22 protein-coding genes and 1 pseudogene are annotated in these 26,567 nt (G+C 40.8%); 12 read left to right on the top strand and 11 right to left on the bottom strand.

Annotated features, from left to right (window positions below; genetic code table 11):
• The first annotated feature begins 14 nt into the window (after positions 1-14).
• The 9 genes from bamC to EAE91_RS09380 all read left to right on the top strand — a co-directional run bounded on the left by bamC (position 15) and on the right by EAE91_RS09380 (position 9,922).
• The gene (bamC, locus tag EAE91_RS09420) at positions 15-1,064 is read left to right on the top strand and encodes an outer membrane protein assembly factor BamC (RefSeq protein ID WP_214088267.1); all 1,050 of its coding nucleotides are present in this window, start codon (positions 15-17) and stop codon (positions 1,062-1,064) included.
• A 351-nt stretch (positions 1,065-1,415) separates the two neighbouring features.
• A complete protein-coding gene (locus EAE91_RS09415) occupies positions 1,416-1,859 on the top strand; it encodes a type III secretion system chaperone (RefSeq protein WP_214088266.1) in 444 nt (147 codons plus the stop codon).
• A complete protein-coding gene (locus EAE91_RS09410; RefSeq protein ID WP_214088265.1) occupies positions 1,846-3,012 on the top strand; it encodes a VopS family T3SS effector adenosine monophosphate-protein transferase in 1,167 nt (388 codons plus the stop codon). Before EAE91_RS09415 ends, EAE91_RS09410 begins: the two co-directional genes overlap by 14 nt.
• Before the next feature lie 428 nt (positions 3,013-3,440).
• The gene (gene purC, locus EAE91_RS09405; protein ID WP_214088264.1) at positions 3,441-4,154 is read left to right on the top strand and encodes a phosphoribosylaminoimidazolesuccinocarboxamide synthase; all 714 of its coding nucleotides are present in this window, start codon (positions 3,441-3,443) and stop codon (positions 4,152-4,154) included.
• Between the two features lie 587 nt (positions 4,155-4,741).
• Positions 4,742-6,457 carry an ABC transporter ATP-binding protein gene (locus tag EAE91_RS09400; protein WP_244868757.1) on the top strand — a complete coding sequence of 572 codons (1,716 nt, stop codon included), beginning with the start codon at positions 4,742-4,744 and terminating at the stop codon, positions 6,455-6,457.
• Positions 6,454-8,106 carry an ATP-binding cassette domain-containing protein gene (locus EAE91_RS09395; RefSeq protein WP_214088262.1) on the top strand — a complete coding sequence of 551 codons (1,653 nt, stop codon included), beginning with the start codon at positions 6,454-6,456 and terminating at the stop codon, positions 8,104-8,106. The genes EAE91_RS09400 and EAE91_RS09395 overlap by 4 nt, the downstream gene beginning before the upstream one ends.
• A 91-nt stretch (positions 8,107-8,197) precedes the next feature.
• The gene (locus EAE91_RS09390; protein ID WP_214088261.1) at positions 8,198-8,464 is read left to right on the top strand and encodes an antitoxin of toxin-antitoxin stability system; all 267 of its coding nucleotides are present in this window, start codon (positions 8,198-8,200) and stop codon (positions 8,462-8,464) included.
• Complete coding sequence (locus EAE91_RS09385; RefSeq protein WP_214088260.1) at positions 8,461-8,733, top strand: type II toxin-antitoxin system RelE/ParE family toxin; 273 nt, start codon at positions 8,461-8,463, stop codon at positions 8,731-8,733. Before EAE91_RS09390 ends, EAE91_RS09385 begins: the two co-directional genes overlap by 4 nt.
• 16 nt (positions 8,734-8,749) lie before the next feature.
• Positions 8,750-9,922 (top strand): alpha/beta hydrolase family protein, encoded by a 1,173-nt coding sequence (locus EAE91_RS09380; RefSeq protein ID WP_214088259.1) that lies wholly within the window; start codon positions 8,750-8,752, stop codon positions 9,920-9,922.
• Between the two features lie 11 nt (positions 9,923-9,933).
• On the opposite strand, the gene EAE91_RS09375 is transcribed toward EAE91_RS09380, so the two are convergent.
• From EAE91_RS09375 to EAE91_RS09325, 11 genes are all read right to left on the bottom strand, one after another.
• Positions 9,934-10,164, bottom strand: coding sequence for a phosphopantetheine-binding protein (locus EAE91_RS09375; protein WP_214088258.1), 231 nt, complete (start codon positions 10,162-10,164; stop codon positions 9,934-9,936).
• A 34-nt stretch (positions 10,165-10,198) separates the two neighbouring features.
• Positions 10,199-11,422: an ABC transporter permease gene (locus tag EAE91_RS09370; RefSeq protein ID WP_214088257.1), complete on the bottom strand. Its 1,224-nt coding sequence runs from the start codon at positions 11,420-11,422 to the stop codon at positions 10,199-10,201.
• 2 nt (positions 11,423-11,424) lie between these two features.
• Positions 11,425-12,090 carry an ABC transporter ATP-binding protein gene (locus EAE91_RS09365; protein WP_214088256.1) on the bottom strand — a complete coding sequence of 222 codons (666 nt, stop codon included), beginning with the start codon at positions 12,088-12,090 and terminating at the stop codon, positions 11,425-11,427.
• Positions 12,091-12,095: 5 nt separating this feature from the next.
• Positions 12,096-13,130, bottom strand: coding sequence for an efflux RND transporter periplasmic adaptor subunit (locus EAE91_RS09360; RefSeq protein WP_244868756.1), 1,035 nt, complete (start codon positions 13,128-13,130; stop codon positions 12,096-12,098).
• 126 nt (positions 13,131-13,256) lie between these two features.
• The gene (locus EAE91_RS09355) at positions 13,257-17,651 is read right to left on the bottom strand and encodes a condensation domain-containing protein (RefSeq protein ID WP_214088254.1); all 4,395 of its coding nucleotides are present in this window, start codon (positions 17,649-17,651) and stop codon (positions 13,257-13,259) included.
• Between the two features lie 17 nt (positions 17,652-17,668).
• Entirely contained in the window at positions 17,669-18,163 is a 495-nt protein-coding gene (locus tag EAE91_RS09350; protein WP_214088253.1) for a hypothetical protein, read from the bottom strand.
• Positions 18,160-19,170: a hypothetical protein gene (locus tag EAE91_RS09345; RefSeq protein WP_214088252.1), complete on the bottom strand. Its 1,011-nt coding sequence runs from the start codon at positions 19,168-19,170 to the stop codon at positions 18,160-18,162. Before EAE91_RS09345 ends, EAE91_RS09350 begins: the two co-directional genes overlap by 4 nt.
• A gap of 523 nt (positions 19,171-19,693) precedes the next feature.
• Positions 19,694-19,855, bottom strand: coding sequence for a hypothetical protein (locus EAE91_RS09340; RefSeq protein WP_214088330.1), 162 nt, complete (start codon positions 19,853-19,855; stop codon positions 19,694-19,696).
• A 90-nt stretch (positions 19,856-19,945) separates the two neighbouring features.
• Complete coding sequence (locus tag EAE91_RS09335) at positions 19,946-21,349, bottom strand: 8-oxoguanine deaminase (RefSeq protein ID WP_214088325.1); 1,404 nt, start codon at positions 21,347-21,349, stop codon at positions 19,946-19,948.
• 514 nt (positions 21,350-21,863) lie between these two features.
• Positions 21,864-22,055: a hypothetical protein gene (locus EAE91_RS24165; RefSeq protein ID WP_244868755.1), complete on the bottom strand. Its 192-nt coding sequence runs from the start codon at positions 22,053-22,055 to the stop codon at positions 21,864-21,866.
• Position 22,056: 1 nt separating this feature from the next.
• A complete protein-coding gene (locus tag EAE91_RS09325) occupies positions 22,057-23,121 on the bottom strand; it encodes a radical SAM protein (protein ID WP_214088251.1) in 1,065 nt (354 codons plus the stop codon).
• A 253-nt stretch (positions 23,122-23,374) separates the two neighbouring features.
• Between EAE91_RS09325 and EAE91_RS09320 the strand changes: the two genes are divergently transcribed.
• From EAE91_RS09320 to dhbA, 3 genes and pseudogenes are all read left to right on the top strand, one after another.
• Positions 23,375-24,994, top strand: coding sequence for a (2,3-dihydroxybenzoyl)adenylate synthase (locus EAE91_RS09320; protein ID WP_214088250.1), 1,620 nt, complete (start codon positions 23,375-23,377; stop codon positions 24,992-24,994).
• Positions 24,995-25,016: 22 nt separating this feature from the next.
• Positions 25,017-25,637, top strand: a pseudogene (locus EAE91_RS09315) (isochorismatase family protein); the annotation flags it as partial.
• 70 nt (positions 25,638-25,707) lie between these two features.
• On the top strand, positions 25,708-26,478 hold the full coding sequence (gene dhbA, locus EAE91_RS09310) for a 2,3-dihydro-2,3-dihydroxybenzoate dehydrogenase (protein WP_214088248.1): 771 nt from the start codon (positions 25,708-25,710) through the stop codon (positions 26,476-26,478).
• Positions 26,479-26,567: the final 89 nt, after the last annotated feature.

The following is a 26,567-nucleotide window of genomic DNA, read 5'->3' as shown; positions in this document are numbered from 1 at the left end:
TTTAGGGAATTTTAATGGCAATATTGTTGCAAAAATCGAAGGTGATAAAGGTTGCTGGTATGTCACTTGTCGTGTTACTGGCGGCCTGTTCTAATGACCAGAGCTATAAGCGCCAAGTCAATGATGATGACACATATCTTGAAACACCTCCCCTGAAGGCGTTGAAAGTTCCTGCGGGTATGGTATTGCCATTGCAGAATGGTGAATATGATATTCCAGCGATAGCCTCTAAAGGGCAGGTTGGGAAAGCGCTTGATATTCGCCCACCATCTCAAACATTAGCCCTGTTGAGTGGTTCCCGTACTGAAAACAGTGCAAAGAGCAGTAAGCTGCTACTTGAAAGCACGCCTGAAAATAGTCATTTGTGGTCACAGATTAACAATGTTCTGTTGAAAAAAGGTTACCCAATTAGCCAACGCGATGATGCTAGCCAGACATTGACAACTGATTGGATCGATTGGCTGCGTGCAGATGAAAATGTTTCATATCAGACTCGTCATCGCATTAGTGTTACACGCCAGAGCTATCAGATTGAATTATCCGTTACTAATGAAGGGCTGAGACAAGGTGATCAGCAGGTCACTGATCCTATTGAAATCCAGCGTTATAACTCACTGATGCTCAATGAGTTAATGGAAGGTGTGAACCAGCAGCGTGAACGCATTAGCGATGATGCTGTGGCGCGTAATCAAGGTCCATTGGATGTACAGAGTGGCGGTGATGCTTCTGGATTACCTCAGATAATTGTTCGTGCGCCATATAATATTGTTTGGGATCGGTTACCGGCAGCACTGGAAAAAGTAGGCATGAAAGTGGGTAGCCGCAGCCGTTCAACAGGGGCTATCACTGTGACTTATAAAAGTCTCAGTTCATCTAGCTGGAAATCAATGGGTGTTAGTGAACCATCCATTAGTGAAGGTGATTACAAATTACAGGTTGGTGATTTGAATAACCGAAGCAGCTTGCAGTTTATTAGTGATAAAGGTAAACCGTTGACCCAATCACAAAATGACGAATTAGTTGCAGCGTTGAAAGCCGCTTTCAGCCAGACCACAGGATTATAAGCTTAATAAAGGGGTGAAAAGCCCCTCAGATTATCGACAAAGCGCTGGCTGTTTAGTTAGCGCTTTGATTTAATTATAAATTTATATAAAAACGAGTTTGTGCGCGATTAAGAAAACCTCCAGCGCAATTTCGCCTCGAAAGGGTATCACTGAAAAATCGGTGCCTAAATATTACTTAGCCCATCGAATTGATTCGATAGTCAATTTTGCATTTATCTATGGTAAAGCTGTTATCTATAACTGCCTAATATTGGTTGCTAATATACAAAAGATAGACTAGATCTGACAGTCATCATATTTCTAACAGCTTAAAATCCTGTCATCAAAATAATTTGGTTTCCTTTCTCCACTATGAATGATCATCTCACTAATATACTAATGACCGAACTGGCGACTAAATTAGGCATGAATGGACTCTCCTTTGATGAAGAGGGGAATTGCTTCTTACTCATCGATAACTCTATGCCTGTTATTTTGCGTCGCCAGGAAGAACATTTAGTCATTATTTGCCAGATAGATATGGTACTTCCAGATTCAGCAGATGCTGATACTCTTCGTTATTTGCTCAATACAGCACTTAATCCATTAAATAATCAACTGCCTGGTATTGGCTGGCATCAGGAGCTTGGGGTTGTTGCGTATAAAATATTGTCCTTACTACATCTAACGGCCAATAAGTTGGAGCATGAATTGTCTGAATTTATTACTTGGGCAAATCAATTTCCATCGTCACTATCACAGAAAAGTACCTTGCAGTCATCTTATGACAGGAGAATGATTTATGATCGAATTTAAGAATCTTGCTGTATTACAACATGCTTCGCCACAAATACAAGAGCAGGTTCGTAGCGAAGGTAAACTGCAAATTGCTGGCCGTGAATACCATATTAATGCAGATCTGCAACAGGTTCTGCGTACGCACCCAAAAGGAAATCACTTTGCCCGTTTCCTTGAAGGGGTAAGTAAATTTTTCTTACATGGCAGTAGTGCCTCTGTAGCCAAAGAGGTGACTAAAACCCTCTTTTCTACAGAGGGGGCACAACAACAGCGTTTGCAGAGTACAGATTCGGTCAGCCATGCTCGTATGTTGTTTAAGGATGGTAGTTTGCAGACACCAGAACAAGTACTAGAAAAATTAAGGACGGTGGATACACATAAAATGACGGAAGCTATGTTGGCTGAACATACGCTTTTGCTACAGCGTACTATGTCAGAATCGCTACAAAATACAGAAACCGGTAAAAAATTACAGGATTTGATGGGGCATCAGGCAACAGCTCAATTGACCAACAAATTGGTTGCTCCCCAGCAGTCTTTTGTCAGTTTTGAACAATTGCGTAAGCAACCTTCGGCTGCTAATGCTGTTGCCAGCCTTGAGCCAGTTTTGATGATGGAAGAGAAGAATTTGCTGGCAGCCCAACATCATCAAGAAGCAATAAGAGGCCAAGATCTTAGCCAAGGTATTTATGCAGAAACTCTTCCTGAAGAGTTTTATAACCCAGGTAAGCTAACTGATAATGTTGACCGTGCTGCTGCCTGGATCCTTAAGGCATCTACTTCGGGAGGGAATGAGTGGAGTAACTTCACAGCGCTACTCAAGGAGTATACCCATAATGGAAAAGATCTCACTGATAGCCAAGCCCTTAAGGAACTTCATCATAGACTGGTTCCAAACATAGAGCGTGACTATCGCGGTCCAGCAATCAGCGGTGGGAGCCTCCCTTCCAGTATAGGTGGAGCAGCAATGCTGGTACATCATTTGGAGACATTGGATAAAGAAGATCCCCAGATTGGAAAACAGCTATTTGCTGCTGTCGTTGGTTTTCACGGTTTCACTGATGGTAATGGTAGGATGGGACGCCTCCTCTATGCGTTGACAGAACTGAGATCGGGTCAATTCACCCCGCTTTCTGTTAAGACAGAAAATGCTTTGCATGGGATCCATTGAAAAAAGGCCTGCATATGTATGCAGGCCAAATTATTGACCTAGCGTTGTGTTAAGAATATTCCCTTCATATAATTTCTGCCTGAAACTCAGGAAATTCAAATTAATATTGTTTACTAGCGCTGGTGGCCATATTGCTAAGGTACTCACGATATTTTGAGTTTTTAGCCGTCCAGAAATCCAGAATCGATTAATTTTTTTGTCAGCTTTACTTACCGAATGACTTTCGGGGTCAGTTTTTCGAAAGTTATCAGTTTGCTTTGAAACTGATAGGGAAGGGAGGAAATTTTTTAGCATGAAATTTGGCTGTTTTTTAGACTAACCAGATAACTATAGAAAAAATCAGCCCGTTGGACAGGATTTTATCGACAATCTGTTTTATTATTTATCTATGGTATTTATACAGTAGTAATATCTCTGGAGTATATAAGATGCAAAAAAAAGCTGAGCTGTATCGTGGAAAGGCAAAAACGGTGTACACCACGGATGATCCTGATTTGCTAGTGCTGGAGTTCCGTAATGATACATCAGCATTGGATGGCGAACGTATTGAACAGTTTGATCGTAAAGGGATGGTGAACAATAAATTTAACCATTTCATTATGAGCAAATTGGCAGAAGCAGGGATTCCGACGCAAATGGAACGACTGTTATCGGACACTGAGGTATTAGTTAAAAAGCTGGATATGGTGCCGGTTGAATGTGTTATTCGCAATCGGGCCGCGGGTTCATTAGTGAGACGCCTTGGTGTTGAGGAAGGTTTGGCATTGAATCCACCTCTGTTTGATCTGTTTCTGAAAAATGATGCTAAGCACGATCCAATGGTGAATGAATCTTATTGTGAAACTTTTGGTTGGGTTAGCAAAGAACATCTGGCTGAAATGAAAGAATTGAGCTACAAGGCCAATGAAGTATTGAGCAAATTGTTTGATGACGCTGGTTTGATTTTGGTTGATTTCAAACTGGAATTTGGTTTGTTCAAAGGGCAGATAGTTCTGGGGGATGAATTCTCTCCTGATGGTAGCCGTTTGTGGGACCAAAAGACTTTGAACAAAATGGATAAAGATCGCTTCCGTCAAAGCCTGGGTGGCCTGATTGAAGCGTATGAAGAAGTAGCGCGCCGTATCGGTGTCATTTTGGACTAATTACGCAAACGATTACCTTGGGCCGAAAGGCCCTTTTTATTGGCCTCTTATGGCCAAATCTCATCCGACTACTAAGTAGTTAATATGAATTAATCCAATTATAGAATAGACTAGCCCTTTGCAAGAGATAGTTTGCTTAAATTTAGAACAACTTAAGGCATGTTAATATTGAATAGGAATTCATTGATATAATCGCTATATATTTTAAAATTACTATAATCCATTGTAATTATTGGTATTTTTATTCCATTTGTGATTCGTCGTTTGGAATAAGTTACTTATTATTCATATTGGTGATATATTTCTCATTTAGTATATTAAATAACCTTACGAAGGTATTGATATTGTAGAATAAGGTATCAATTTTATTTTTCGGCTATTTTCTTGTGATAGCGTTTATAAACATTTCAATCAGATCGTGATAAATGCGGGTATTTTGCGATAATTACATTTTGCTAAATGTGAACCAGATCTTGCTGTTGTGATCGATCTGTTATTAATAACCTTGATGTTGGCTGCATACACTGCTGTTGCAAATAACATCGCTAATTTTGATGAGGTGCCATAACCTAAAGATGAAAAGCGTGATGTCAAAGAATTTAACTGTATGGCGGATATTGCTACAGAGCGCCATACCATTTAAGGGGACAGTTTTATGTGCGTTTTTGGCCTTAGCCGTTACATTATCGTGCGATCTAAGCGGTCCTTATATTATTAGGAATTACGTTGATAAGGCGACATCAGGGACGACTGTTGATCAACTTATCATGTTGGCAATCATTTATGTTTTTATTGCGTCGATTGGTGTTATCGGTAGTCTGGTAACCAGTTATATGAGCACCAAGGCCGGTTGGGGTATTGCTGATACCATTAGATATAAGCTATTCCGCCATGTGATGACAGTTTTACCTGTATTGGAAATAGAACGACGATCGCAGGGGGAGTTGCTGGAAAATATCGAAGGTAATGCTGATATTATAGGAAAAACGATTTCTAAAGCAGGCTTCAAAGCCATTGCTAATTTAGCGCTGACATTAGGAACATTGATAATTATATTCAGCGTTATGCCTCAGGCAGGTATTGCCATAGCAATCGTCGTCATACTAGTGGCGTATGTATTGATTCGGTTAACCAGACTTTCTGTCCGTCGTTGGCTAATTGCGCGAAATGAAAAAGCCCGCATCTTTGGTTTTGTTGGTGATTCATTACATGCAATGGATGATTTACAGCCATTGTCGCAGGCGCATTGGCCTGCCATTGCATTTCGTAAGATGCTGTCAATATTGCTCAAATTTGAACGTAGCGCTTATATTGGCGGCAGGGTTTTTTGGCCAATTACCCAAATCTTCTTTGCACTCTGTTTCGGTATAGGTTTTGGTTTTGGGCTCCAGTTACTTGGTGTGGGCAGCTTAAGCATCGGTACATTAACGATGGTTTATCTCTACGTTGATAAACTTCGGGAACCGGTGGAGGATATGTCATCAGAAATTGAGCTGATACAGAAATTATTTGCTGCTTTGTCACTTTCAGCAAAAATGTTAAATGAAGGTACCCCAGATAAATCATCGGATAATTTATTGCCTGATGGTCCTCTCTCTATCCATTTCGATAATGTTGATTTCAGTTATAACGGAGAAGAAACGCAGGTTTTGCATGGCGTTAATTTTTACGTCGCTCCGGGGAGTAAAATTGGCATTATTGGTAGAACGGGGGCGGGAAAAAGTACCATTCTTAATTTGATGTGTGGATTTGCGCGACCCGATTCAGGAAGAGTGACCATTGGTAATGTCGATGTCTCAACGATTAAGCCTGAAGAGTTTGCAAAAAAGATTGCTGTCTTGAGTCAGCGTACTCATCTGTTTTCCGCAACATTGCGGGAAAATTTAACGCTTTTCAGTAATGAAATATCTGATGATCAAATTTGGGAGGTTCTCCAGGAATTAGATGCGCTTGAATGGGTTAGGGCATTACCTGACGGTCTTGATACACAGGTTGGAGTTAATGGTCAGATGCTATCAGCAGGAGAAATTCAAATGATAGCGGGTGCCAGAGTGATGTTGCAGCATTGCTCGTTAGTGATTATTGATGAAGGAACTTCTCAACTTGATCCCCGAACTGAAGAGAGTTGGCTGAAATTACTTGAAAAGTTAAGCCACAATTGCACCGTAGTGATGGTTGCACATCGCCTTCACACACTTTCGGTCGTTGATGAAATTATCATTATCGATGATGGGCGGATTCAACAGCGAATCCCTGAAACAGAAATCGCAATGTTAACGAGTAATCATGGGCTCATGGTATGACTATATCCAACGTATCAACTAAACTTAAAATGTTACCGGCTTTGACTGAGCTGATAAAAAAGTTTGCTCCTCTCTACTTCATTACCATGTTTGTGTGGACACTGATGCATGGTTTTCCTCTGTTGATTGGTTACCAAATCAGCAAATTACTCGATAGAGCGATGAATGAGCCAACTAACCCTGTCGTCTGGTGGTTGCTTGCCTCGGCGATTGCGACTATGGTCTTGCGATCGTTATTTCTATTCTTGGGATTAACCTTTGATTTTACGTTGATCTTCAAGGTCAGTGCTTATCTGAAAGAGCGGGTTTTGTGGGGAGTGAGCCACTGTTCCCACAATCAGAGACAGGCTTTTTCTCAAGGCGATATACTGAACCGTATTCGTGATGATAGTGATGAGATTGCGGAATTTCTGAGTTGGACCTCTGATTTTATTTACCGCGCATTACTTTTAATTATCGCATTAGTTGTGCTTATCAACACTGACATAATAACCACACTTGCTCTTATGCCTATGATTGTGGGCCTTTGGGTCGGGGCGATACTTAAACGCAAGGTAGGGAATTTACAGAAGAGTAAACGTCAATCGCAAGGGGACATTGCCGGCAAGATTACTGATGTCTTAACGGGTATACGCGATCTGCGCCTTGGCAACAAAATGGAGGGACAGATTGAGCGGTTATCGCAGAAATTTGTCAATCGACGGGCTATTCAAGCCAAACATCAGGTATTTACTGACCTTCTTTCTGGGCTGTTCAAAAATATTGTCATACTTGGGACGTCGGCCGTTTTACTGATAGTAAGTAAACGGATCGTCGATGGTAGTTTTACTGTAGGGAATCTGGCATTATTTTTGACCTATATCGGCTGGATCAGTGAACAAATACTTTTCTTTGGTCGGTCAGTTGCCTATTACAAAAATGCTGATGTGTGTTATGGTCGAATCAGGCAGTTTCTGGCAAATAAAGTCGATAAAAAAGAAACCAAAGAATATGGGCAAGATGAAATTCTGCATAAGCTAAGTGTTAATCATCTAGCTTACTCAAAAACTCAGCCCCCTGTTTCGTTTGAGGCAACGGCTAATCAGGTTATTGGTATTGTTGGTGATATTGGTTCGGGTAAAACCACCTTTTTGCGTTATCTGATAGGTCTGGAAAAATCCAGTTCCGGCAGTGTACTGTGGAATAACCGAGAGGTTCTGGGCAATGAAAACTGGTGGCGGAATCCACGTATCGGATATGCCAGACAGAAAGCGGGTTTTTTTGGTGGAACTGTAAGGCAAAACCTCGCGTTGGGTGATAAGGATATCGATGATGATGTCATGGTGCGGGCGCTGGAGGCGGTAGGTTTGACGCCCGGCTCATATGAATTGCCAGAAGGGCTTGATACCGTCATTAACTCTGGCAGTGCCGGTCAATTATCTGGCGGCCAGCGTCAACGTTTGGCATTGGCCCGGATGTTATGTCGTCCCGCTGACGTTTATATTGTTGATAACTGCGATTCGTCATTAGATACGGATACGGCCCGTCGTTTATGGACTGTTTTACCTGAGCATTGGCCTGGTTTGTGGATTGTTGTCTCGCATAATGCCGATCTTCTCGCTAAAGCGGATCATATTGTTACCGTTCAACAGCGGAGAGAATTAGCATAACCCATTGGATATCCACTCCTGGCTAAGTCGATAGGAGTGGATGTCAATAATGAAATGGTATATATTTTTTTATATCAAACGAGGAGGGACTATGGGTAAACAAGCTGTTTTTACTATGAAACTTGAGTCAGATCTGCGTGATCACTTTATGGCTGCTACGGCAGCAGAACACCGCCCAGCTTCTCAAGTTGTCCGTGAACTGATGCATGAATATGTCCAGCGTCATAAATATCGTGCTTTCCTTCAGGAAAAGGTTGATATCGCACGCCAATCTGTAAAAGAGGGTAATGGTGTTGAACATAGCGACGCAAAAGCGATTTTTGCGGCTCGAAGAGAACAGGTTAAGGCTCGTAAGTGAACGTAATTTGGACATCTCAGGCGCTTTGCGATAGCGAGGCAATATGGGAGTACCTTATTGTAAGAAATCCGGACGCTGCACTCAAAATGGACGAACTGTTTGAGTCAGCGGCTGATCGATTAGCAGATTTCCCTTATATCGGTCATGCCGGAGAGATCTCTGGTACTTTGGAGTTTTTTCCACACGAACACTATCGACTGGTTTATGAGATTAGTAGTGAAACTATCTGGATTTTAGCTTTAGTGCATACATCACGGTTGTGGCCGTAGGAAGTTGAATAATTACATGCTTATTAAAAACTTAATTGCCACATTGGAAGGTGAAATACAGATATTAATAACCACATTGCTTAATGAGCAATGGGAAGCAGCCAGGGAATTAATGAATGAATCATTGCGTATGGCGGCTGATGATTTAGCTTTAACTGTATTAGCAGACAGTTTGTGTAACTCAGATATCGATATTATTTATCAGCAGCAGGGTGCTTGTCATCTGCGGCTAAATACTCTCAATGGAAAGTTCAATCTTTATATTGGGATTAAAGATCGGCAAATTAATTCTCTCACGTTATCTCGATGCCCAATACCTGATGCGTATGCAAAACAGGGTATTTTTATCGAAAAAACGTTAAAGACGTTTGGTCTTAGAGATGTCCCGGATGGTTTGGTATGTTTGCCATCACCACATAATGCCAAAGCACTTGTACTATTGCTTGCGGGTTCTGGTCCGCATTCGATGGATTATGATGTTGGGCCTAATCCACTGTTTCGTATGTTGGCACATGAATTAAGTCAATATGGAATTGCGAGTGTACGTTTTGACAAACGTTATTACCGTATCCAGCAGAGAAATATGGACCCTGAGGTTGTCGATCTCAATACGGAAATTGTTGACGATGCTTGTAATATTTTGACCGGTTTAATGGGACATATTGAATTTCACGATATGCCAGTATTTCTGGTTGGGCACAGTTTCGGCGGATATGTCAGCCCATTAATTGTAAAGAACTTACAGCAAAAATCGGGTTTAAATGTTACGGGTATTGCGATGTTGGCGGCCCCTTTCCGTAATTTACTCCGGGTGATTTTATCCCAATTACCCAATGGGAAAGAGCAAGATACCGTATCTCTTGAGAGCTTTTTGTCAGTGCCGGATAGTTATCTCAAACAGATTGAGAATTATCATGCATTTGGCTGTTTAAACAGCTTGCCTGCAATGCCGTTATTTTTTGCCCAGGGAGATCAGGATTTCCAGATTTTGCATAATGTTGATTTCACGATGTGGAAAACTGCACTGCAAAATAATAGGCAGGCAGAGTTCAAACTCTACACTGGATTGAATCATATTTTATTGCCCACAATGGGGTGCGATGGTGGAGAGGATTATCTGCAACCAGGTCAGATCCCGGTGCAGGTAATTGCAGATTTGGCCGCATGGATCATCCACCATTCGTCATGAAGTAGACAGCGCTATTCATCTTTTGCGAGCAGTTTGATCCAATCGTTGATTGTCGGCCAGCGGGCTAAATCTGCAAAGTTGGTTGGATACCCCGCATCATTTAGCCGATCAACCAGCATCAGCATTTTTACCGAATCGAAACCGATATCAAAAAGGTTTTCATCCTCCGGTATTGTCTCTGCTTCCGGGTGAAGCGCTCTGATTTCTCGATGCAAAATTTCATAGATAAGCTGATTTTTCATTGTGTCTCCAAAAAGTTTTATGAAACAAAACAAGCTACAATTCTCTGATACCTTCGATTGGTGCTGATGCGGCTGCGCGATGTGATGGGTATACACCAAACACTACGGTGATGAAGCAGGCTGCAAGGGAAGCGAGTAAAAAGGAGTAGAAAGAGAAGCCGACCGCGATATCAAATAGTAATAAGATTCTGAAACCGATAAATGAGAATAACAGTCCTAATAGTGCTCCCAATAGTGAAATCAAAAATGCTTCGGTAAGAAACTGGTAAAAAATATCGGAATAACTTGCTCCTACGGCAAGCCGTATACCAATCTCTCTTCTACGTTCTCTGACACTGATGAGAATGGTATTCATGACACTGACACCCGCAACAAAGAGGGTCACTGATGATATTGACAATAGGAAAAGGTTAATTTTTGATTGGGTTTCATGCAACGTTTTCAACAATTCCGTGGTGTTACGTATCTCATAGTTTTGTTGATGTTTAAACCGTGACAATCGTTGTTCAACAGCATATTTAACCGGCTCAATATGAGAGGCATCTTTGGCTTTCAACACCATGCCGCTAGGCGGTGTATGACCGAACAGCCGTACCAGATAGCTGTTGCTTGGCAAAAATGCGGCATCATCGACACCGGCATCCATGCCTTCGCCTTTCTGTGTCAGGATACCGATAACTTGCATCGAGATGTCGTTAATTTTAATGTGCTGCTCAAATACGGTTTCTTTTTGTGGAAAAAGTCGTTCGGCCAGAGATGCTCCCAAAACAACAACATTTGCCAGCGCCGCATCTTCTTGTGGTGTATAAAAACGTCCACGATCAATCACCAGATTACGGATAATCGCGATATCTGCATTGGCACCAATCAATTGAACATCAGCAGAGCCTTGTGGAGAAACGATTGCTCCTGGCGCGGTATAAAAGAGAGTGCTGTGGCTGATATGTGGATGACTTGAAAGTGACGTTATATCCTCTTGTGTTAGATAATTATCATGGGAATCAAAAGCGCCATTTTCCTGTCCTTTGTATTTTACTGAAATGATATTACTTCCCATTGATGAGACCATGTTAACAATATGATGCTTGGTTTCTGTACCAATTGCTTGCATGATCACAATCGAAGCTACCCCGATGGCAATGCATAATAGAGTCAAGAAGACTCGTGTTTTATGAGCGGTAAGAGAGCGTACTGCCATCTTGAGGTTAAACAGGATAACTGTCGAATAGACATTGTATTTTAAGGTTATTTTACTCATACTCATTGAGTCACCAGACAACCATTATCCAGATATAGTTTGCGTTTGGCATATTTGGCGACAGCTTGATCATGTGTTACCAGGATAATACCGCATCCATTATGATGTAATTCAGTAAAAAGCTGCATGAGATTGGTCGCATTAACAGTATCTAACGCGCCGGTAGGCTCATCGGCAATAATAAACTTTGGATTGTTGATCAAGGCGCGAGCGACAGCAACGCGTTGCTGTTCTCCTCCTGACAGATGGCGCGGGTATTTATCTAATAAATTGTTAAGCTGGAGGCGGTCGATTAAGTAATGGAAATGTTCTCTGTCATAATCGAAATTTCTTTTTAAGTAATACATGGGCATCAAGATATTTTCATCAATACGGTAGTTTTCCAGAAGATTATAATTCTGAAAAACAAAGCCAAAATATTTTCGCCGTAAAAGCGCCAATGAGTGAATCTTTTGCTGGGTCACTATGAGATCGTTAATAGTATATTCACCCGCACTAGCGATATCTAAAAGCCCTATTATATTCAATAAGGTACTTTTCCCCGAGCCAGAGCGACCAAGAATAGCGACATAATCATTCTGGTCTATGGTTAAACAAATATCTTTCAGGATGAGATGCTGTTTACTCTCATTGCCGTAGGTTTTGCAGATATTATTTAGCGTTATCATTGTTACTACCCCCCAAGATTATCTTGTTTGGCAAGTACAACGATCTGCTCGTTATTCTGCAATCCACTGACAACGACTGAGCGTCTTCCGTCGTTATGACCGATCAGCAATTTTCTTACTACGATATCTCCATCTTTCATCTCACGTAAAAAATAGGTGGTTAGATCATCGTTCAAAGGTTGATGCCGTTTATTATTCAGTATGTCGCTAGGTATGGTCACTACTCCGGTGCTTTCGTGGGTCACAATAGTGACATCCGCACTCATACTAGGTTTGAGCAGGAAATTATCATTCGGGACATCAAAGAGCACCGTATAATAAACGGCATTATTAATAAGATCGGGTTTATACATAATCTTCTTAACATTGCCGTGCCATATATGCTGATTTGCCCCATAGATTTTGAAGGAGGCTTTTTGCCCCGTCGTGATTTGGTTAATATCTGCTTCGGAAACCTTTGCATAAACAGTCATATTTTTGAGATCGGCAATTTGCATGAGCACCGGTGTCTGTTGATTGACATTCAGTGTTTGCCCTGGGTCAACATGGATTGCAGTCACTACGCCGGCAATGGGTGAATAGATTTGGGTATAACTGAGGCTGACCTCTTCGCTATGTAAAATATGTTCATTTTGCCTGATGTCTGCCTTGAGGCTTTCAATTCTTGCCTGGCTTTTTTTGACGCCAAAAGCAGCTTCATCCAGCAGTTGCTGGCTGGTTGCGGAGCGCAGATTAAGCTCTCTTTGGCGTTTTTCCGTGATGACCAGCAGTTGATAGGCGTATTGTTCTTCTTGCAACATGGCTCGCAATTTTTCTAGCCGTGCGCGGCTGGCCTCAACTTTAGTGCGATAAAAAGTATCATCAATGCTGGCGACCAGTTTACCTGCTTCAACGATATCTCCGACCTCAACATACAACTTGGTTAACTGGCCTGAGATTTGACTACCAACATTGACCTGTCTGGTTGGCTGTATAACACCGGCAGCACTTACCGTCGAAATAACGTCACCTAACGTTCCAATGACAATTTGTTCCGTCATAACCGCAGATGTTTTTTTGGGGCTAAAGTTGTTATAAAGCACGACAAGAAAAACAATCATGACGATGGTGATAACAACCCATTTCTTTTTTTTAACCAGCACAATCAGCATCCATTTTAATACTTGTTATCGTTCCGTATCGCCAGGTATCAGCTCATGCTGAGTGCCTATGCAATCCAATAAATCAATCAAAAATAGCCCCATGCCACTGATGATATCTTCTGAGAAAATATCATCATCGTAGAGCCATTCCAGTCCTGTCCCGGTTGGTAAATTAATTAGTTCGAGCGCAATATCTCCTTTAGGCTTGAGTCCCTTGATTTTTTCCTTGGTGCAACGAGTCTCACCAAGATATAAACCAGTCTCAAATCCTATTTGAGAAGAAAAATAGTAGGTAACTTCCGGCAATTGCATACCGTGGTGGTGATAAAGATGCTGTTTTAAATACGCCAGTGAGATATTGGAATGAGTATTCGCGTCTGCCAGAAAATCGCGGACATACTTGGATACATTAATCAGCGAAGTTTCCGCAGTAACATAGGGCAGCAGTAGTGTTGTTGCGAAGCTACCAACACGATCAAACGGTATGGGAGGAGCGCGGTTGGCACAAGGAATACCGATGATAATCTCATCTTTATTGAGTAATGAATTAATGGTCATCAGAAATGCGCCAATTACAATATGTTCCAGAGTCACCGCATGTTTTTTCTGTGTACTAGATAGTGTGGTAATTAATTGAGGAGATAACGGTATTGAATAACGTCGGCCCCGGCTCCTCTGATGAGCTTCTGATGTATCATTACGTTGCCCGGCAACTGAAAGTACGTTAAACAATTTTTCTGTCCAAAAATTTAATGTTTCGTCTGACATGCGCTGATTGATGACATTAATACCTGCTTCCGTAGCGGCTTTAATCTTTGGTACATTACCTGCGTAAGCGGAAGATAATTTTTGCAACACATGAGCAATCGACATCCCATCACAAAATGCATGGTGGAAATTTAATAAAAGGTAGTGCTCATGTTCTGCTATTTTTAATAATTTAAAATATACCGGTGGATTATCTTGCAATGCCATCGGCTTAAATGCCATATCATTTAAGATTTTGCGTAATGAAATCTCAATATTGATGCCGGTAGCATGAGTTAAATCGATATACTCGAAAGGCAGACTTTCTTCGGTAGTAGGCGAGAAGGTTAAAGAGAGTTGCCCATCTATTATGGTGACTCTTTGGCAGAGAGCCGGGAAATATTGCATAATATACAGCAAAGCGTAATGTAATTTCTTTAAATCAATCTCACCGGCCAGATGATAATATAGCGGAATATTATGAGCGCCGGATCGATTAGAAATAGTATCGATAATCCAATAATATTGGTCGTGTTGCTCTGTCAGGCTAGTGCTATTTTTATCGGTTAAAACGGGTATTTGCCCTTGTTGAATAATAGATTGTAATAGATAACCTAATCTAGGGGCGTGATAAAAATCTTCCAGATGGAGAGAGCAATTAAAGCGTTGCTGGATCTTATTAATTAACAATAATGCTTTAAGCGAAGTACCGCCTGCGTCAAAGAAATTAGTTTCTTCATCAATAACACTATCGCTATCGCCAAAAACTTCTCGCCATAGAGTAAAAAATATTTCTCGTTTTTCCCCTTTAATTTGCGAAATATTATCTTCTTTATTCAACTTCGACACTGGAACAGCATCGTTATTAGATGCTGCTAATTCGACAATAAAAGGTACCTGCAATTTTGGATAACATCCACGTAAGAATGAGACGATTTCGTGACGTGTGATTGAATAGGAACCATCAGGTATAAATATATTAATATATTGGTATCCAGTTTCATTTTCTTTTATCGTTAAATGAATGTCATCAATATTAATCGCCGCTGTAAGTAATTTTTGCATTTCATCCAGATCGACACGTTTCCCGTCAATTTTACGCTCTTTATCCAGACGGCCAATGAAATTTAAATTCCCTTGGTCATCGTAAAATCCACGGTCTCCCGTTAGATAATAGATTTCTCCATCGTTTAACTGTAAGAATTTACGTGAAGCTGACTGATTATCGTTAATATATCCGGTACAGATAGAATCGCCACGGATACATATTTCTCCACTACTGCCATTAATGATCTTGTTAGTTCCATATTCCCGAATAACGATAGTGGTATTTGCTAGCGCTTTACCAATGATATTACCGGGTTGAAATTTATCATCTATTTTGTGACAGCTAGCTACAACGCAACATTCTGTTGGGCCGTAAGAATTAATCAGAGAAATGCCACATCCTACTTTTTCCAACCAATGATGAATTGCTTTATCCATTGCCAGATCGCCACCGATAATTGTCATTCTAATCGAAGGTGCGAGTTCTCTAATGGCTGTATGTAGGAAAAAGACAATTTGATGCCAATAATTGGTAGGAAAGTTAACGATAGTGACTGATTGTGCATGACAAAATGAAAACAGTGTATCAAGCTCAACGATCATATGATCATTGGCAATCGCCAATGTGGCACCTTGATAAAAACAGCCAAACACCTCTTCAATATAAGCGTCAAAAACCGGTGTGCTGAAATTGAGAATAATATCATCTTGTTTAATACCATACTGTTCTATCATTGCAGCTAAGTAAGCATAAAGCCCCTTAAATGTTATCGGTACTGCTTTTGATATACCAGTAGTGCCTGATGTAAAAAAGATATAGGCTTCGTCCTCTTGAGTTGCGGGACGTTTTATATCATTCCCCAGGAATATCTCGGAGGGGCAAGTTTCTATATCTTCAATAAAGAGAAGATGTGTATTATTAACACCGTTTACTTTTTCATGGTAATGACGGGCAGTAATTAATAAAGAAATATTCAGGCTATTTAATATGCTATTAATTTCTTCTTGCCCAAATGTCATATTGATTGGGACAAAGCATAATCCCGCAGTATGGATTGATAATATAGATAATAGGGATTCTACCCCTCTGGGTAGTAATACAGCTACCCTTCGGTTTTGTAGTGGGCAGGATAGTAGCAGTTGACTAAAAGTTAATACTTTGTGGTAAATTTCATGGTAATTAAGGCAATGTACACTGTTTGTTTCTGCGTGATTTCCATAAATGACTGATTTTTTATCCGGCGATATTTTAACGAATTGCGCTATTCTGGAAATAATATTCTCTTTGATCGGGTGATGAGCGACAATATTTTCTGGATTCCACAGAACAGACGTAATATTATCCATTGGTTCAATGTCTTTATATTTTCCCCAATATGTCTCGACCGTTTCATTAATATTTTCTGCAATAGTGCTATAAATACGTAAATAATTGTCAATCAGAGCATGAGCGGCAAAATGACTATACAGGCGGCTCCCCACATCTAGTTCAACTAATGCTGATTTCTCACCAGGAGAAAACCGGATGTTAATACCATAATTATTGACCGCGCCGGAAGTCATACAACCGCGAATAGCGCGATTATCTTTCATAAGATCATGTTCAAGCTCATGCAGCAAATTAACATAGGGGGCGGCAGTGAATTGATCTGTTCGACTGATTGCCTCATCGTTTAAATCGTTTATATCAATACGGCTATGCTTGCTATGCAGACTAATTTGCGACTGCATTGCTACGAGGATCTGTTTTATGGTTGCCTGTGGAGACAAAGAAACCATCAGAGGTAAGGTGTTCATTGCCGGGCGATAGTAGCGGTATTCTCCTTTATCGCGTCGGTTAGAGAAAGGTAAATTGATGATACTTGTTGATACGCGACCTCGTTTGCTCATTTGCAGACATAAAGCCAATATCATCATTAACTTATCATTGAAAGTAAAACTATTGTTGTTTGCGGTGAGCGGCCGACTTACTTTAATTGTTTTTGAGGGAAATAGACGTTTACGGGCATAATCCTCTAATTTTGGCAGTTGGTTGAGGTAATTATTCCAATACTCTTTGTTGTTGGCATAATGCGCGTTTGCTTTATATTTAACATCGTTAAGATAAGCCTGATAGGTAAAAACAGGCGTTGATGTTGGGTGGAATGTTTGCTGTTCATAATAAGACAAAACATCGTGAATCAACTGACCTATGCCCCAATAATCTGTGGCGATATGGTGAGCGATGATTCCCCAAAAACAGCACCCAACATCATTAAAGTAAAGATAATGTCTTATCGTCACCCCTTTTTCAGGCGCTAGCGGTTGAGTTGTTCTCTTTGCAAAATCAGCTTTTGCCGCTGATTCTATTGCTGGATCTGACAGTTTTATCTGTATAACTTCGACCGGCGTAGAGCTCTTTTCCTGAAAAATATGGTGTTCGGCAATACGGTAACGTAAGGAAAAACCATCATTGAATTGATGAATGGTGATAATGGCCTGCTTCAATCTTGCCAGGCTAATATTATCATTGAAGCTGACGAATTCACCGACATTAAAGACAGATTTATCGTCAGCAACAGTATTAGCGATAGCTAAGCGGAGCTGTGTATAATTCAACGGCCAATAATTGTCACTGTATTCCATTATCTTGCGGCTCCATACTATATTTTACCTTGCAACTCGCCCTTTATTTTTTCAAAAACAGATTCATCTATGCATAATCCAATATTACCTTCTGAGTTAAAGCAAATCAGAGGGCGTTTGCTTACACGTAGAATGAAATATTTATTTTTTCCCTTGTGATAGTACCCAGACGAATAATGGATAATATGTATACCATTGCTTCGGCTAAAATCTTCCAGGGAAACACCTTCTTCCCGGCGTAATGAGGCAATAATCCATTCGTGTGAATATACCCCGGACTTCATCAACAATTTTTCCTCCTTGATCTCGGCTTTATTTGATAACAGTTGATAGCCTACAAATAAGGCAATGATGACAAAGAGAGTCGTCGCAATACTTGCTGCCAGCTTATTGGGATTACTGTTACTGAGCCAGTATGGTACAGGCAGAAAAACTAGAGCGATCAGGACGAGCATAGCGACATTCATTAATATGACTTTGAAGTCTGGATTTAATCCCACGATATTATTCATGCTGCTGCCATTCCTAAAGATAATTCAGTAAAGAGATGAATCACTTCTTTGCGTTCTTCACGTGTTGCGGGCAGATTGATATAACCACACTTTTGCGCCGCAAACAGGCAAGCGGTGATTTCCCTTCTGACAGCTTCTTTAACCAGTGTATCGACCATTTCTTGGTTGTTATAGAGTCTGGCAAGATGAAGAGAAGCCGTGCCGGTTGAAAGGTCACTATGATCAATTTTGGGTAAATAATTTGCCATACATACAGTAACCGCTGTTTGTACCGCCAGACTTAAGTAAGCGACTACGTTAACCGCCGCCGCCGCATTCACTGCCGCGACAACTCGGGTGCCGACAGCCACGTTGACCGCAGCGACTACATTGGCCCCTACCGCAAGACGAGCAATCTCAATACTGGTGTCATCTTCATGGTTTAAGGGTTCCAGAATTTCCTTCAGCCGGATAAGAGGAGGACTGTCTGTATCTTGGAGCTGATAGGATTCGATGTTTTCTTTAAAATGCGCGAACAGGCTGGCATCTTGATTGAGATGGTGATTGATTCGGCTTCTCAGACTTGAGCCCCTTTCGTTTAGTCCATAGGTTTTTAGGTGGGAAAAGAGCGCTTCATAGTCGTTGGTTTTTACTGCATTCATCAAGTCTTTATCATAAGTGATAAATAGCAGTAATTCCTCTGCGGAGCCGGGGCTAACGATATCTTTGTCTATACCAAATTCAGCTAACACTTTTTCCGGCGACTCTCGGTATTCTAATGCTAGATTGGGCTGCTGTTGTAGCGTTTCCCAGAATCGGTTATAGGTGATGATCTCTTCCCAAACTTCAACCGGAAGTTTGGCGTTTGACATTGACAGCCTTAGCTTATTTTCTTCAACCTCTCCTGGAGAGAGTAATGAACGTGGCACGCCAAAGAGACGGTTACTATCAGTACGAGCGTTAACGGTGGGTATAACACTGCCAATAGCTGCGCCGGCAGCCACGCCAATAAATGTACGTCTTTTCATAATTCGTTCCTTTATAAGTTAACGGAATTCTTTTTTTATTGAGCGTTATATAAGATAAAATGTAACCTTTTCTTATTCAGTTTCTTCATTACTGAGATAATTTCGTAAAATAATTATTTAACTGATATTTCTTACCTGAGATATTCATTATAGATATATATTATGATGACCATAACAGGATTTGGGTATCATTCTTGATACTCAATGGAAAAACATGGAATAATTTATCCTCCGCGAGATTAAAGGCTAGATGATACTAACTATTAGCTGGATGGTGACATTTTGCAATAGCTTAGTTGATTAAATTTATATTTTGAGCGTTTAGACTAAATATATTTTGCGATAAAAGGTACTTATTTAGAGACCGATCACAAAATAGTAAGTAAAAATATTCCTAAAGAAGAATAAATCCTTTCCTTGATTACCACCTCATTTAATAAAAATTTGTTAACCGAAAAAGGGTTATTTGGGCGGTATTTGTTAGTAATAACGTTAAAATATGGATTCGATCCTGTTGTATTTTTCATGCTGGCATCGTTTCTAAAGACAGTTTAGTCAGAAGCTGCATGATTTCTTTGCGCTCTTCACGGGTCGTTGGTAGATGAATATAACCACATTTTTGGGCGGCAAACAGACACGCAGTGATTTCTCTCTGGATTGTTTCTTTGACCAGTGTATCTACCATTTCTTGGCTATTTAAAATAACCAATTACAACTTCTTTCCACTGAGCCGTTCAACATAGAAAATGCCCACGGCTTAAACGTGGGCTTTTTTTCAGGAAGCAAACAGTTGGTGAGCCAGTCGATTGTGCTGTTCGATAATTATCGGCACATCCACTGTAGTGACTTTGCCATCTTCCACCACCACACGACCGTTAATGATGTTGTAAGCAACTTTTCCCGGATTACAGAACACCAGTGCCGACACAGGATCGTGCTGTGCACCGGCGAGACCAATACCGTCAAGACTGAACACGGCAATATCCGCCATCATGCCCGGTACCAATGCACCAATGTCATCGCGGTTGAGATTTTTCGCCCCTCCGAGGGTTGCGATTTCCAATGCTTCACGAGCGGTCAAAGCCTCTGGGCCAAAGCCCACACGTTGCAGCAGTAGTGCTTGGCGCACTTCGGCAATCATGTTTGAACTGTCATTTGATGCAGAACCATCAACGCCCAGACCCACATGCATTCCTGCGTCAATCATATGGCGTACCGGCGCTATACCGGAACCCAGACGCATGTTTGAGCACGGGCAATGTGCCACGCCGGTACCAGTGCGTGCAAATAGCTTTATGCCGTAATCGTCGAGCTTCACACAATGCGCGTGCCAGACATCGCGGCCCACCCACTCAAGGTCTTCCACGTACTGAGCCGGCGTTTTATTGAAAGTTTTTTTGCTGTATTCAATGTCGCTGACGTTTTCTGCCAGATGAGTGTGCAACGAGACGCCGTACTCGCGGGCCAGTTTCGCCGAGTCACGCATCAGTTGTTCACTGACCGAAAATGGTGAACACGGTGCCACTACGATTCGGATCATCGCGCCACGGCTGGTATCGTGGAATTGCTCGATTATCCGCTGAGTATCTTTCAGGATCGTTTTTTCATCTTCGATAATCGAATCCGGCGGTAATCCCCCCAGCTTACGCCCAACATTCATACTGCCGCGACAGGCATGGAAACGCATCCCCATTTCCTGAGCCGCTTCAATGCTGTGATCCAGTTTGATGCCATTAGGATAAATGTACTGGTGGTCACTGGAGGTGGTACAGCCAGAGAGCATCAGTTCCGTCATGGCAGTTTTAGTGGCTACCTTCATCATTTCTGGTGTCAGTTTTTCCCAGATGGGATAGAGTGTGGTTAACCATTTAAACAATTCACCATCCTGTGCATTTGGGCTCACGCGGGTCAGGCTCTGATACATATGGTGATGGGTATTGATCAGGCCCGGGATCACAATATGGCCTCTCAAATCGATAACCCTATCCGCTGTTTGTGGCACTTCGCTTTCGGTTCCAACTGTTACAATAGTATTGCCTTTAATAAAGACGCAGCCTTTTTTAATTTCCCGGCGCTCTTTATCCATAGTTACAACCATGTCGGCATTTTTCAGCAGTAATGTTTGTCCGGCTCTTAGGGTCGCTGAGTTCGAATTACTACTAGCCAGCGACTGAACCATTTTTTCTTTTGCTGATACGGGCAGCATGGTTAATAACGGCACTAATAACGGTGTTTTGACCAATAGACGCCGCAACTGGTCGGGTTTATTCCCTTTCATTACATCCCCTTTAACAATATAAATGTTGTTGATTCTGATTATTACTTCACAGATTCCAGGAACTGTCAGCAAAGAGGACTAAGGTTATTCAATGAAGATGAGCAACACAATAATTTATAATCAAATAACCACTTAAAATAACCATTTAACGGCGTTTACTGTTCCGTTGCTCCGTACGCTGTGAAAAGCTGCATTTATCTTGTAGGTGAAAGTCCTGCTCCGGAAGGCATAGCTAGTCACATAGTTACCTATGCTCCCGGGGATTCACTCCCTTGCCGTCGCGATGCATCTTGAAATCCATAGGGTATATACCAAATTCAGCCAGCACTTGTTCCAGTGATTCTCGATATGCTAATGCCAAAGCGGGTTGTTGTTTTATGGTTTCCCAAAATTGGTTGTAGGTAATAAGCTCTTCTCAAACTTCAATGGGGAGTTTGGCGTTTGACATTGATAGCCTAAGCCTATTTTCTTCGACTTCTCCCGGAGAGAGGAGTGAACGGGGCACGCCGAAGAGACGGTTACTATCAGAACAGGCGTTAACGGTCGGTATGATATTGTCAACAATTGCTCCCGCCGCTACGCCAGTGAATGTACGTCGTTTTATCAATTTATTCCTCAGTTAAGTTAACGGTATTTTTTTCTGCTGAGTAGTAGATGAGATCTAGCCTTTCTTTAGCATTAAATTTCTTCATCACAGGAATGATTTCTTTGTGATAATTATCTAACAGATTCCGGCGTGTTCTTTCGTCTTTATGCAAATGAGCACAGGCTTGGCAGGGGTGGACGATTTTTTCCAGATTAATGTTGCTATCCAGCGGGCGATATTTTTTTAGGATCTTGTATGGTCCTTCTGTCCTTAACCATACTTTCATAAAGTCTTCTTCCTGACCTTTAAAAAGCTGAGATACATCGCCTCCTTGCAAACGGCCAAGTTTCATTTCGGGGATATGCTCTAATGTCAGTCCACAACAGGCGGAAATTTCACCGTGTGGTGTCAGTACAATATTTTCAAAGACCTGATCGCACCCTTTTGCCAATTGCTGATCCCGGTTTGGAACATCTTTTCGTTCTTCGCTGGTGTCATAGAACGGCATCCAGGTATTTCGTTGTAAATTAATCTTGTTTTGTTCTTTCAGGCGCTTAATGACCGGGTTCTGTGTAATTTGCGTTGCAATGGCAGAATCAGCGGTATCCTGTTCTACGGTAATCAGTGTTGTAATGTTTTGTTCGGCCAGTGCTTCTGCTGCTGCAACTACGCTGTCAAGGGGAATCCATTCACTGTGATCTTTCCCAGTGCTGATGTTCATCTCTGTGATGCCCGCATTTATTAAATCTTGGGCGATTTTTTTTGCCTTTTCTCTATTTTTCCCCCAATAACCGTTAGTTACGCAACGAGTTAATAAGCCATGATCTGAGGCAAAGCGAATGGCTTCAATCAGATCTTTTCCTAGCAGGAAACATTCCCCGCCACTGAAAACAACGAGTTTTAGCCCTGGAAAATTCGCTTTTGAGTGTGTAATAAATTGCTTAATTTCATCCAGACTTAAACGCGCTTTTACCGAGGGGTTACATTCAAAACAACATTCTTTGCACGCTGCATTGCAAGTATATGTTGTGATCACGGTGGCAGTATTCGGATATTGTTCCCAATATCCAGGAGGAAAGCATGACATAATTTACCCCTGTTGGATTAAAGGTTATACGTTACTAACTATTAGCAGTATGATTTTATTTTGCAATATATTTAGTTAATTAAATTTGTATTTTGAGCGCTTGCACTAAGTATGTCTTGTTACGAAATGCGTTTATTTAGAAGTGGCTCACAAAATAGAGTTAGAAATATTTTTGGTTAAGGATAAAGTAAATATGGATAAACAGTAATCGACTATTGCTAACATATTGAATATTATTATAAGGAATAAAATCATGTCTATTGAATTTACACCTTGGCCGGTTGAATTAGCAGAACGTTATCGTGAAAAGGGTTATTGGCTTGGTAAGCCCTTAACTGACATACTTTATAAGCAATGTCAGATACAACCTGAATCAATTGCTATTATCTGTGGTGATCGTCAATTTAGTTACCATCAACTTGATCAACAATCTTCTGCATTAGCTACAAATTTAACTTTAGCGGGAATAAAAAGAGGTGATACTGCTATCGTACAATTGCCAAATATAGCTGAATTTTATATTACATTCTTTGCGTTGCTGAAAATGGGGGTAGTACCTATTAATGCATTGTTTAGCCATAATAAATTAGAGTTACTTTCTTATGCACAGCAAATTGATCCAAGTTTGATTGTACTTTCGTCAGAACATTCACTTTTACAGAATGATGATTTCCTGGAACAATTAAAAACACATTGTCCACGGCTGAGAAATATCGTCGTTGATGGTCGGAAAATACAATATACCAATGAATTAAAGCCGTGGTTAGAGTCAACAAATTTACCTTTGAATTTTGAGGTGACACGTTCAGATGAAGTGGCTTTTTTTCAACTTTCAGGTGGGAGCACAGGGACGCCTAAATTAATTCCAAGGACGCATGACGATTACTATTATAGCGTTAGACGCAGTGCTGAAATTTGTGAGTTGACACAACAAACCCGTTATCTTTGTGCTTTGCCAGCACAACATAATTATCCGTTGAGTTCTCCGGGGTCGCTTGGCGTATTTTACGCGGGTGGTTGTGTCATATTAGCAACAGATCCTGGGCCTACGACCTGTTTTCCACTAATACGTGAACATAAAGTAACCATGACTTCACTGGTACCATCGGCTGTTGCGTTATGGATTCAGACGATGAAGAAATACGAATATTCACTAGAAAGCCTTCGGCTATTACAAGTCAGTGGAGCAAAGTTAAGTGAGAGTATGGCGCGAGTGATACCGGAACTTTTTTCATGTAAGTTGCAACAAATTTTTGGTATGGCTGAAGGGTTGGTATGTTATACCCGGCTTAATGACGATGATGAACGTGTATTTACCACTCAGGGGTACCCAATGAGTGAAGATGATGAGGTGCATATCGTTGATGATAACGGCAATATACAAGCGCCAGGTTCGGTGGGTATGTTAATCGTCCGTGGGCCATATACATTCCGGGGATATTATAAAAGTCCAGAGCACAATGCGAAGGTATTCGATAACGAGGGTTTTTATTATTCTGGTGATTTAGCCTATATGACTAAAGAGGGTTATATATGTATTGTCGGACGTGAGAAAGATCAAATTAATCGCGGTGGTGAAAAAATTGCTTCGGAAGAGATTGAATCTTTGCTACTCAAACATGAAAGTGTTATCCATAGCGCTTTAGTTTCGATGCCTGATCCTTTGATGGGAGAGAAAAGCTGTGCTTTTATCGTGGCGGCTGATCCCAATATAAACGCATTGCAACTGCGGAAATATTTAAGGGGGCTAGGAATCGCTGAATATAAATTGCCTGATCGTTTCGAGATGATTGATGTTATGCCTGTTACACCGGTTGGAAAAATTAATAAACAATTATTAAGAAAACTCATTCGAGATAAATTAGAAAATTAATTAATGACATGAAGGTATTGAAATGACCATTCCATCATTGAAAAATTATATGCTACCTCAGCCGAAAGATTTTCCAGATAATAAAGTATCCTGGTTATTCGAACCTAGTAAGGCAATTTTGCTTATTCATGACATGCAGGACTATTTTTTGCAATTTTTTGGTAATAATAGTCCTTTAGTTAATAAATTAATTGAAAATATTCATTTATTGAAACTATTTTGTAAAGAGAAAGAGATTCCTATTATATATACAGCACAACCTAAAGTACAAAGCGATGAAGAGCGCGCATTACTTAATGATATATGGGGGGCAGGCTTGAATAGAGCACCCCATTTACAGAATATCAACCATGATTTGGCTCCTAATAACGATGATATTGTGATAGTTAAGTGGCGTTATAGTGCCTTTCAACGCTCTTCGTTAGAAAAAAATATAAAAGACTTAGGACGAGATCAATTAATTATTTGCGGTGTGTATGGACATATTGGTTGCATGATTACCGCAGTTGACGCATTCATGAGAGATATAAAACCTTTTTTAGTGGGTGATGCGATAGCGGATTTTACGCTTGAAGATCACCTTATGGCTTTAAAATATGTCGCTGAAAAATCAGGGGTGGTTATGAGTACTAAAGAAATAATTTCATCAGTAAATTTCGATAAATCGAATTTATAAAAAGTACATAATAAATCATTATTAAATGAGAAATAAAATGAAAAATAAACAAAATTTACAAATGGATTTTAGCCATAAAACCGTCTGGGTAACTGGGGCGGCACGTGGCATTGGTGAACAAATTGCCCGTGATTTTGCTGCGCTTGGCGCTAATGTAATAGGTTTCGATCGCGTATTTGAGCAAGATAATTTGCCTTATAAATGTATACAACTCGATATCAGTGATCCAGAAAAGGTCGAAATGATTTGTTCTCAACAACTGTCTATCTCTGCCAAATTAGATATTTTGGTTAATGCTGCCGGTATATTGCAATTGGGAAATATTGATGAGCTAAATATTAGTGACTGGCATCGTTGTATTAATGTTAATGTTTCTGGGGCTTTTTATCTATTTCGTACAGTGATTCCCCATTTTAAACGTCAGCGCAGTGGCACTATTATCAGCATCAGCTCTAATGCGGCACGTGTTCCACGTATGCGAATGGCGGCTTATTGTGCGTCAAAATCAGCACTGACAAGTTTAACGCATTGTGTTGGGTTAGAGCTCGCGCCGTTTGGTGTTCGTTGTAATGTTGTATCGCCTGGTTCGACGGATACACTTATGCAGCGTTCTATGTGGAAAACCGATGATGATGAAAAAAATACGATTAACGGGTATCCTGAGCAATATAAATTGGGTATTCCCCTAGGTAAGATTGCCAGTGTTAATGAAATTTCACATACCGTACTGTTCTTGTCTTCTGATTTGGCAAGCCATATAACGCTACAAGATATTGTGGTTGATGGTGGTGCGACGTTAGCTTGTTAATTGTTTGAATTAATACGAAAATACCTGTCATTTTTGTAACGTAAGGAAAAATTGCCCTCGCCTAAATAGGATTAGGTTATTGTAGGGTA

The sequence above is a fragment of the Photorhabdus noenieputensis genome (assembly GCF_018448935.1).
Classification (GTDB): Bacteria; Pseudomonadota; Gammaproteobacteria; order Enterobacterales; family Enterobacteriaceae; genus Photorhabdus; species Photorhabdus noenieputensis.
The sequence above is the reverse complement of the archived record's forward strand: the minus strand, read 5'-3'. Positions and strand labels throughout refer to the sequence as shown.

Coding starts and splice junctions, on each gene's coding strand:
- bamC (WP_214088267.1), top strand. CDS start 15: ATGGCAATATTGTTGCAAAAATCGAAGGTGATAAAGGTTGCTGGTATG.
- EAE91_RS09415 (WP_214088266.1), top strand. CDS start 1,416: ATGAATGATCATCTCACTAATATACTAATGACCGAACTGGCGACTAAA.
- EAE91_RS09410 (WP_214088265.1), top strand. CDS start 1,846: ATGATCGAATTTAAGAATCTTGCTGTATTACAACATGCTTCGCCACAA.
- purC (WP_214088264.1), top strand. CDS start 3,441: ATGCAAAAAAAAGCTGAGCTGTATCGTGGAAAGGCAAAAACGGTGTAC.
- EAE91_RS09400 (WP_244868757.1), top strand. CDS start 4,742: ATGTCAAAGAATTTAACTGTATGGCGGATATTGCTACAGAGCGCCATA.
- EAE91_RS09395 (WP_214088262.1), top strand. CDS start 6,454: ATGACTATATCCAACGTATCAACTAAACTTAAAATGTTACCGGCTTTG.
- EAE91_RS09390 (WP_214088261.1), top strand. CDS start 8,198: ATGGGTAAACAAGCTGTTTTTACTATGAAACTTGAGTCAGATCTGCGT.
- EAE91_RS09380 (WP_214088259.1), top strand. CDS start 8,750: ATGCTTATTAAAAACTTAATTGCCACATTGGAAGGTGAAATACAGATA.
- EAE91_RS09375 (WP_214088258.1), bottom strand. CDS start 10,164: ATGAAAAATCAGCTTATCTATGAAATTTTGCATCGAGAAATCAGAGCG.
- EAE91_RS09370 (WP_214088257.1), bottom strand. CDS start 11,422: ATGAGTAAAATAACCTTAAAATACAATGTCTATTCGACAGTTATCCTG.
- EAE91_RS09365 (WP_214088256.1), bottom strand. CDS start 12,090: ATGATAACGCTAAATAATATCTGCAAAACCTACGGCAATGAGAGTAAA.
- EAE91_RS09360 (WP_244868756.1), bottom strand. CDS start 13,130: ATGACGGAACAAATTGTCATTGGAACGTTAGGTGACGTTATTTCGACG.
- EAE91_RS09355 (WP_214088254.1), bottom strand. CDS start 17,651: ATGGAATACAGTGACAATTATTGGCCGTTGAATTATACACAGCTCCGC.
- EAE91_RS09350 (WP_214088253.1), bottom strand. CDS start 18,163: ATGAATAATATCGTGGGATTAAATCCAGACTTCAAAGTCATATTAATG.
- EAE91_RS09345 (WP_214088252.1), bottom strand. CDS start 19,170: ATGAAAAGACGTACATTTATTGGCGTGGCTGCCGGCGCAGCTATTGGC.
- EAE91_RS09340 (WP_214088330.1), bottom strand. CDS start 19,855: ATGGTAGATACACTGGTCAAAGAAACAATCCAGAGAGAAATCACTGCG.
- EAE91_RS09335 (WP_214088325.1), bottom strand. CDS start 21,349: ATGGTTCAGTCGCTGGCTAGTAGTAATTCGAACTCAGCGACCCTAAGA.
- EAE91_RS09325 (WP_214088251.1), bottom strand. CDS start 23,121: ATGTCATGCTTTCCTCCTGGATATTGGGAACAATATCCGAATACTGCC.
- EAE91_RS09320 (WP_214088250.1), top strand. CDS start 23,375: ATGTCTATTGAATTTACACCTTGGCCGGTTGAATTAGCAGAACGTTAT.
- dhbA (WP_214088248.1), top strand. CDS start 25,708: ATGAAAAATAAACAAAATTTACAAATGGATTTTAGCCATAAAACCGTC.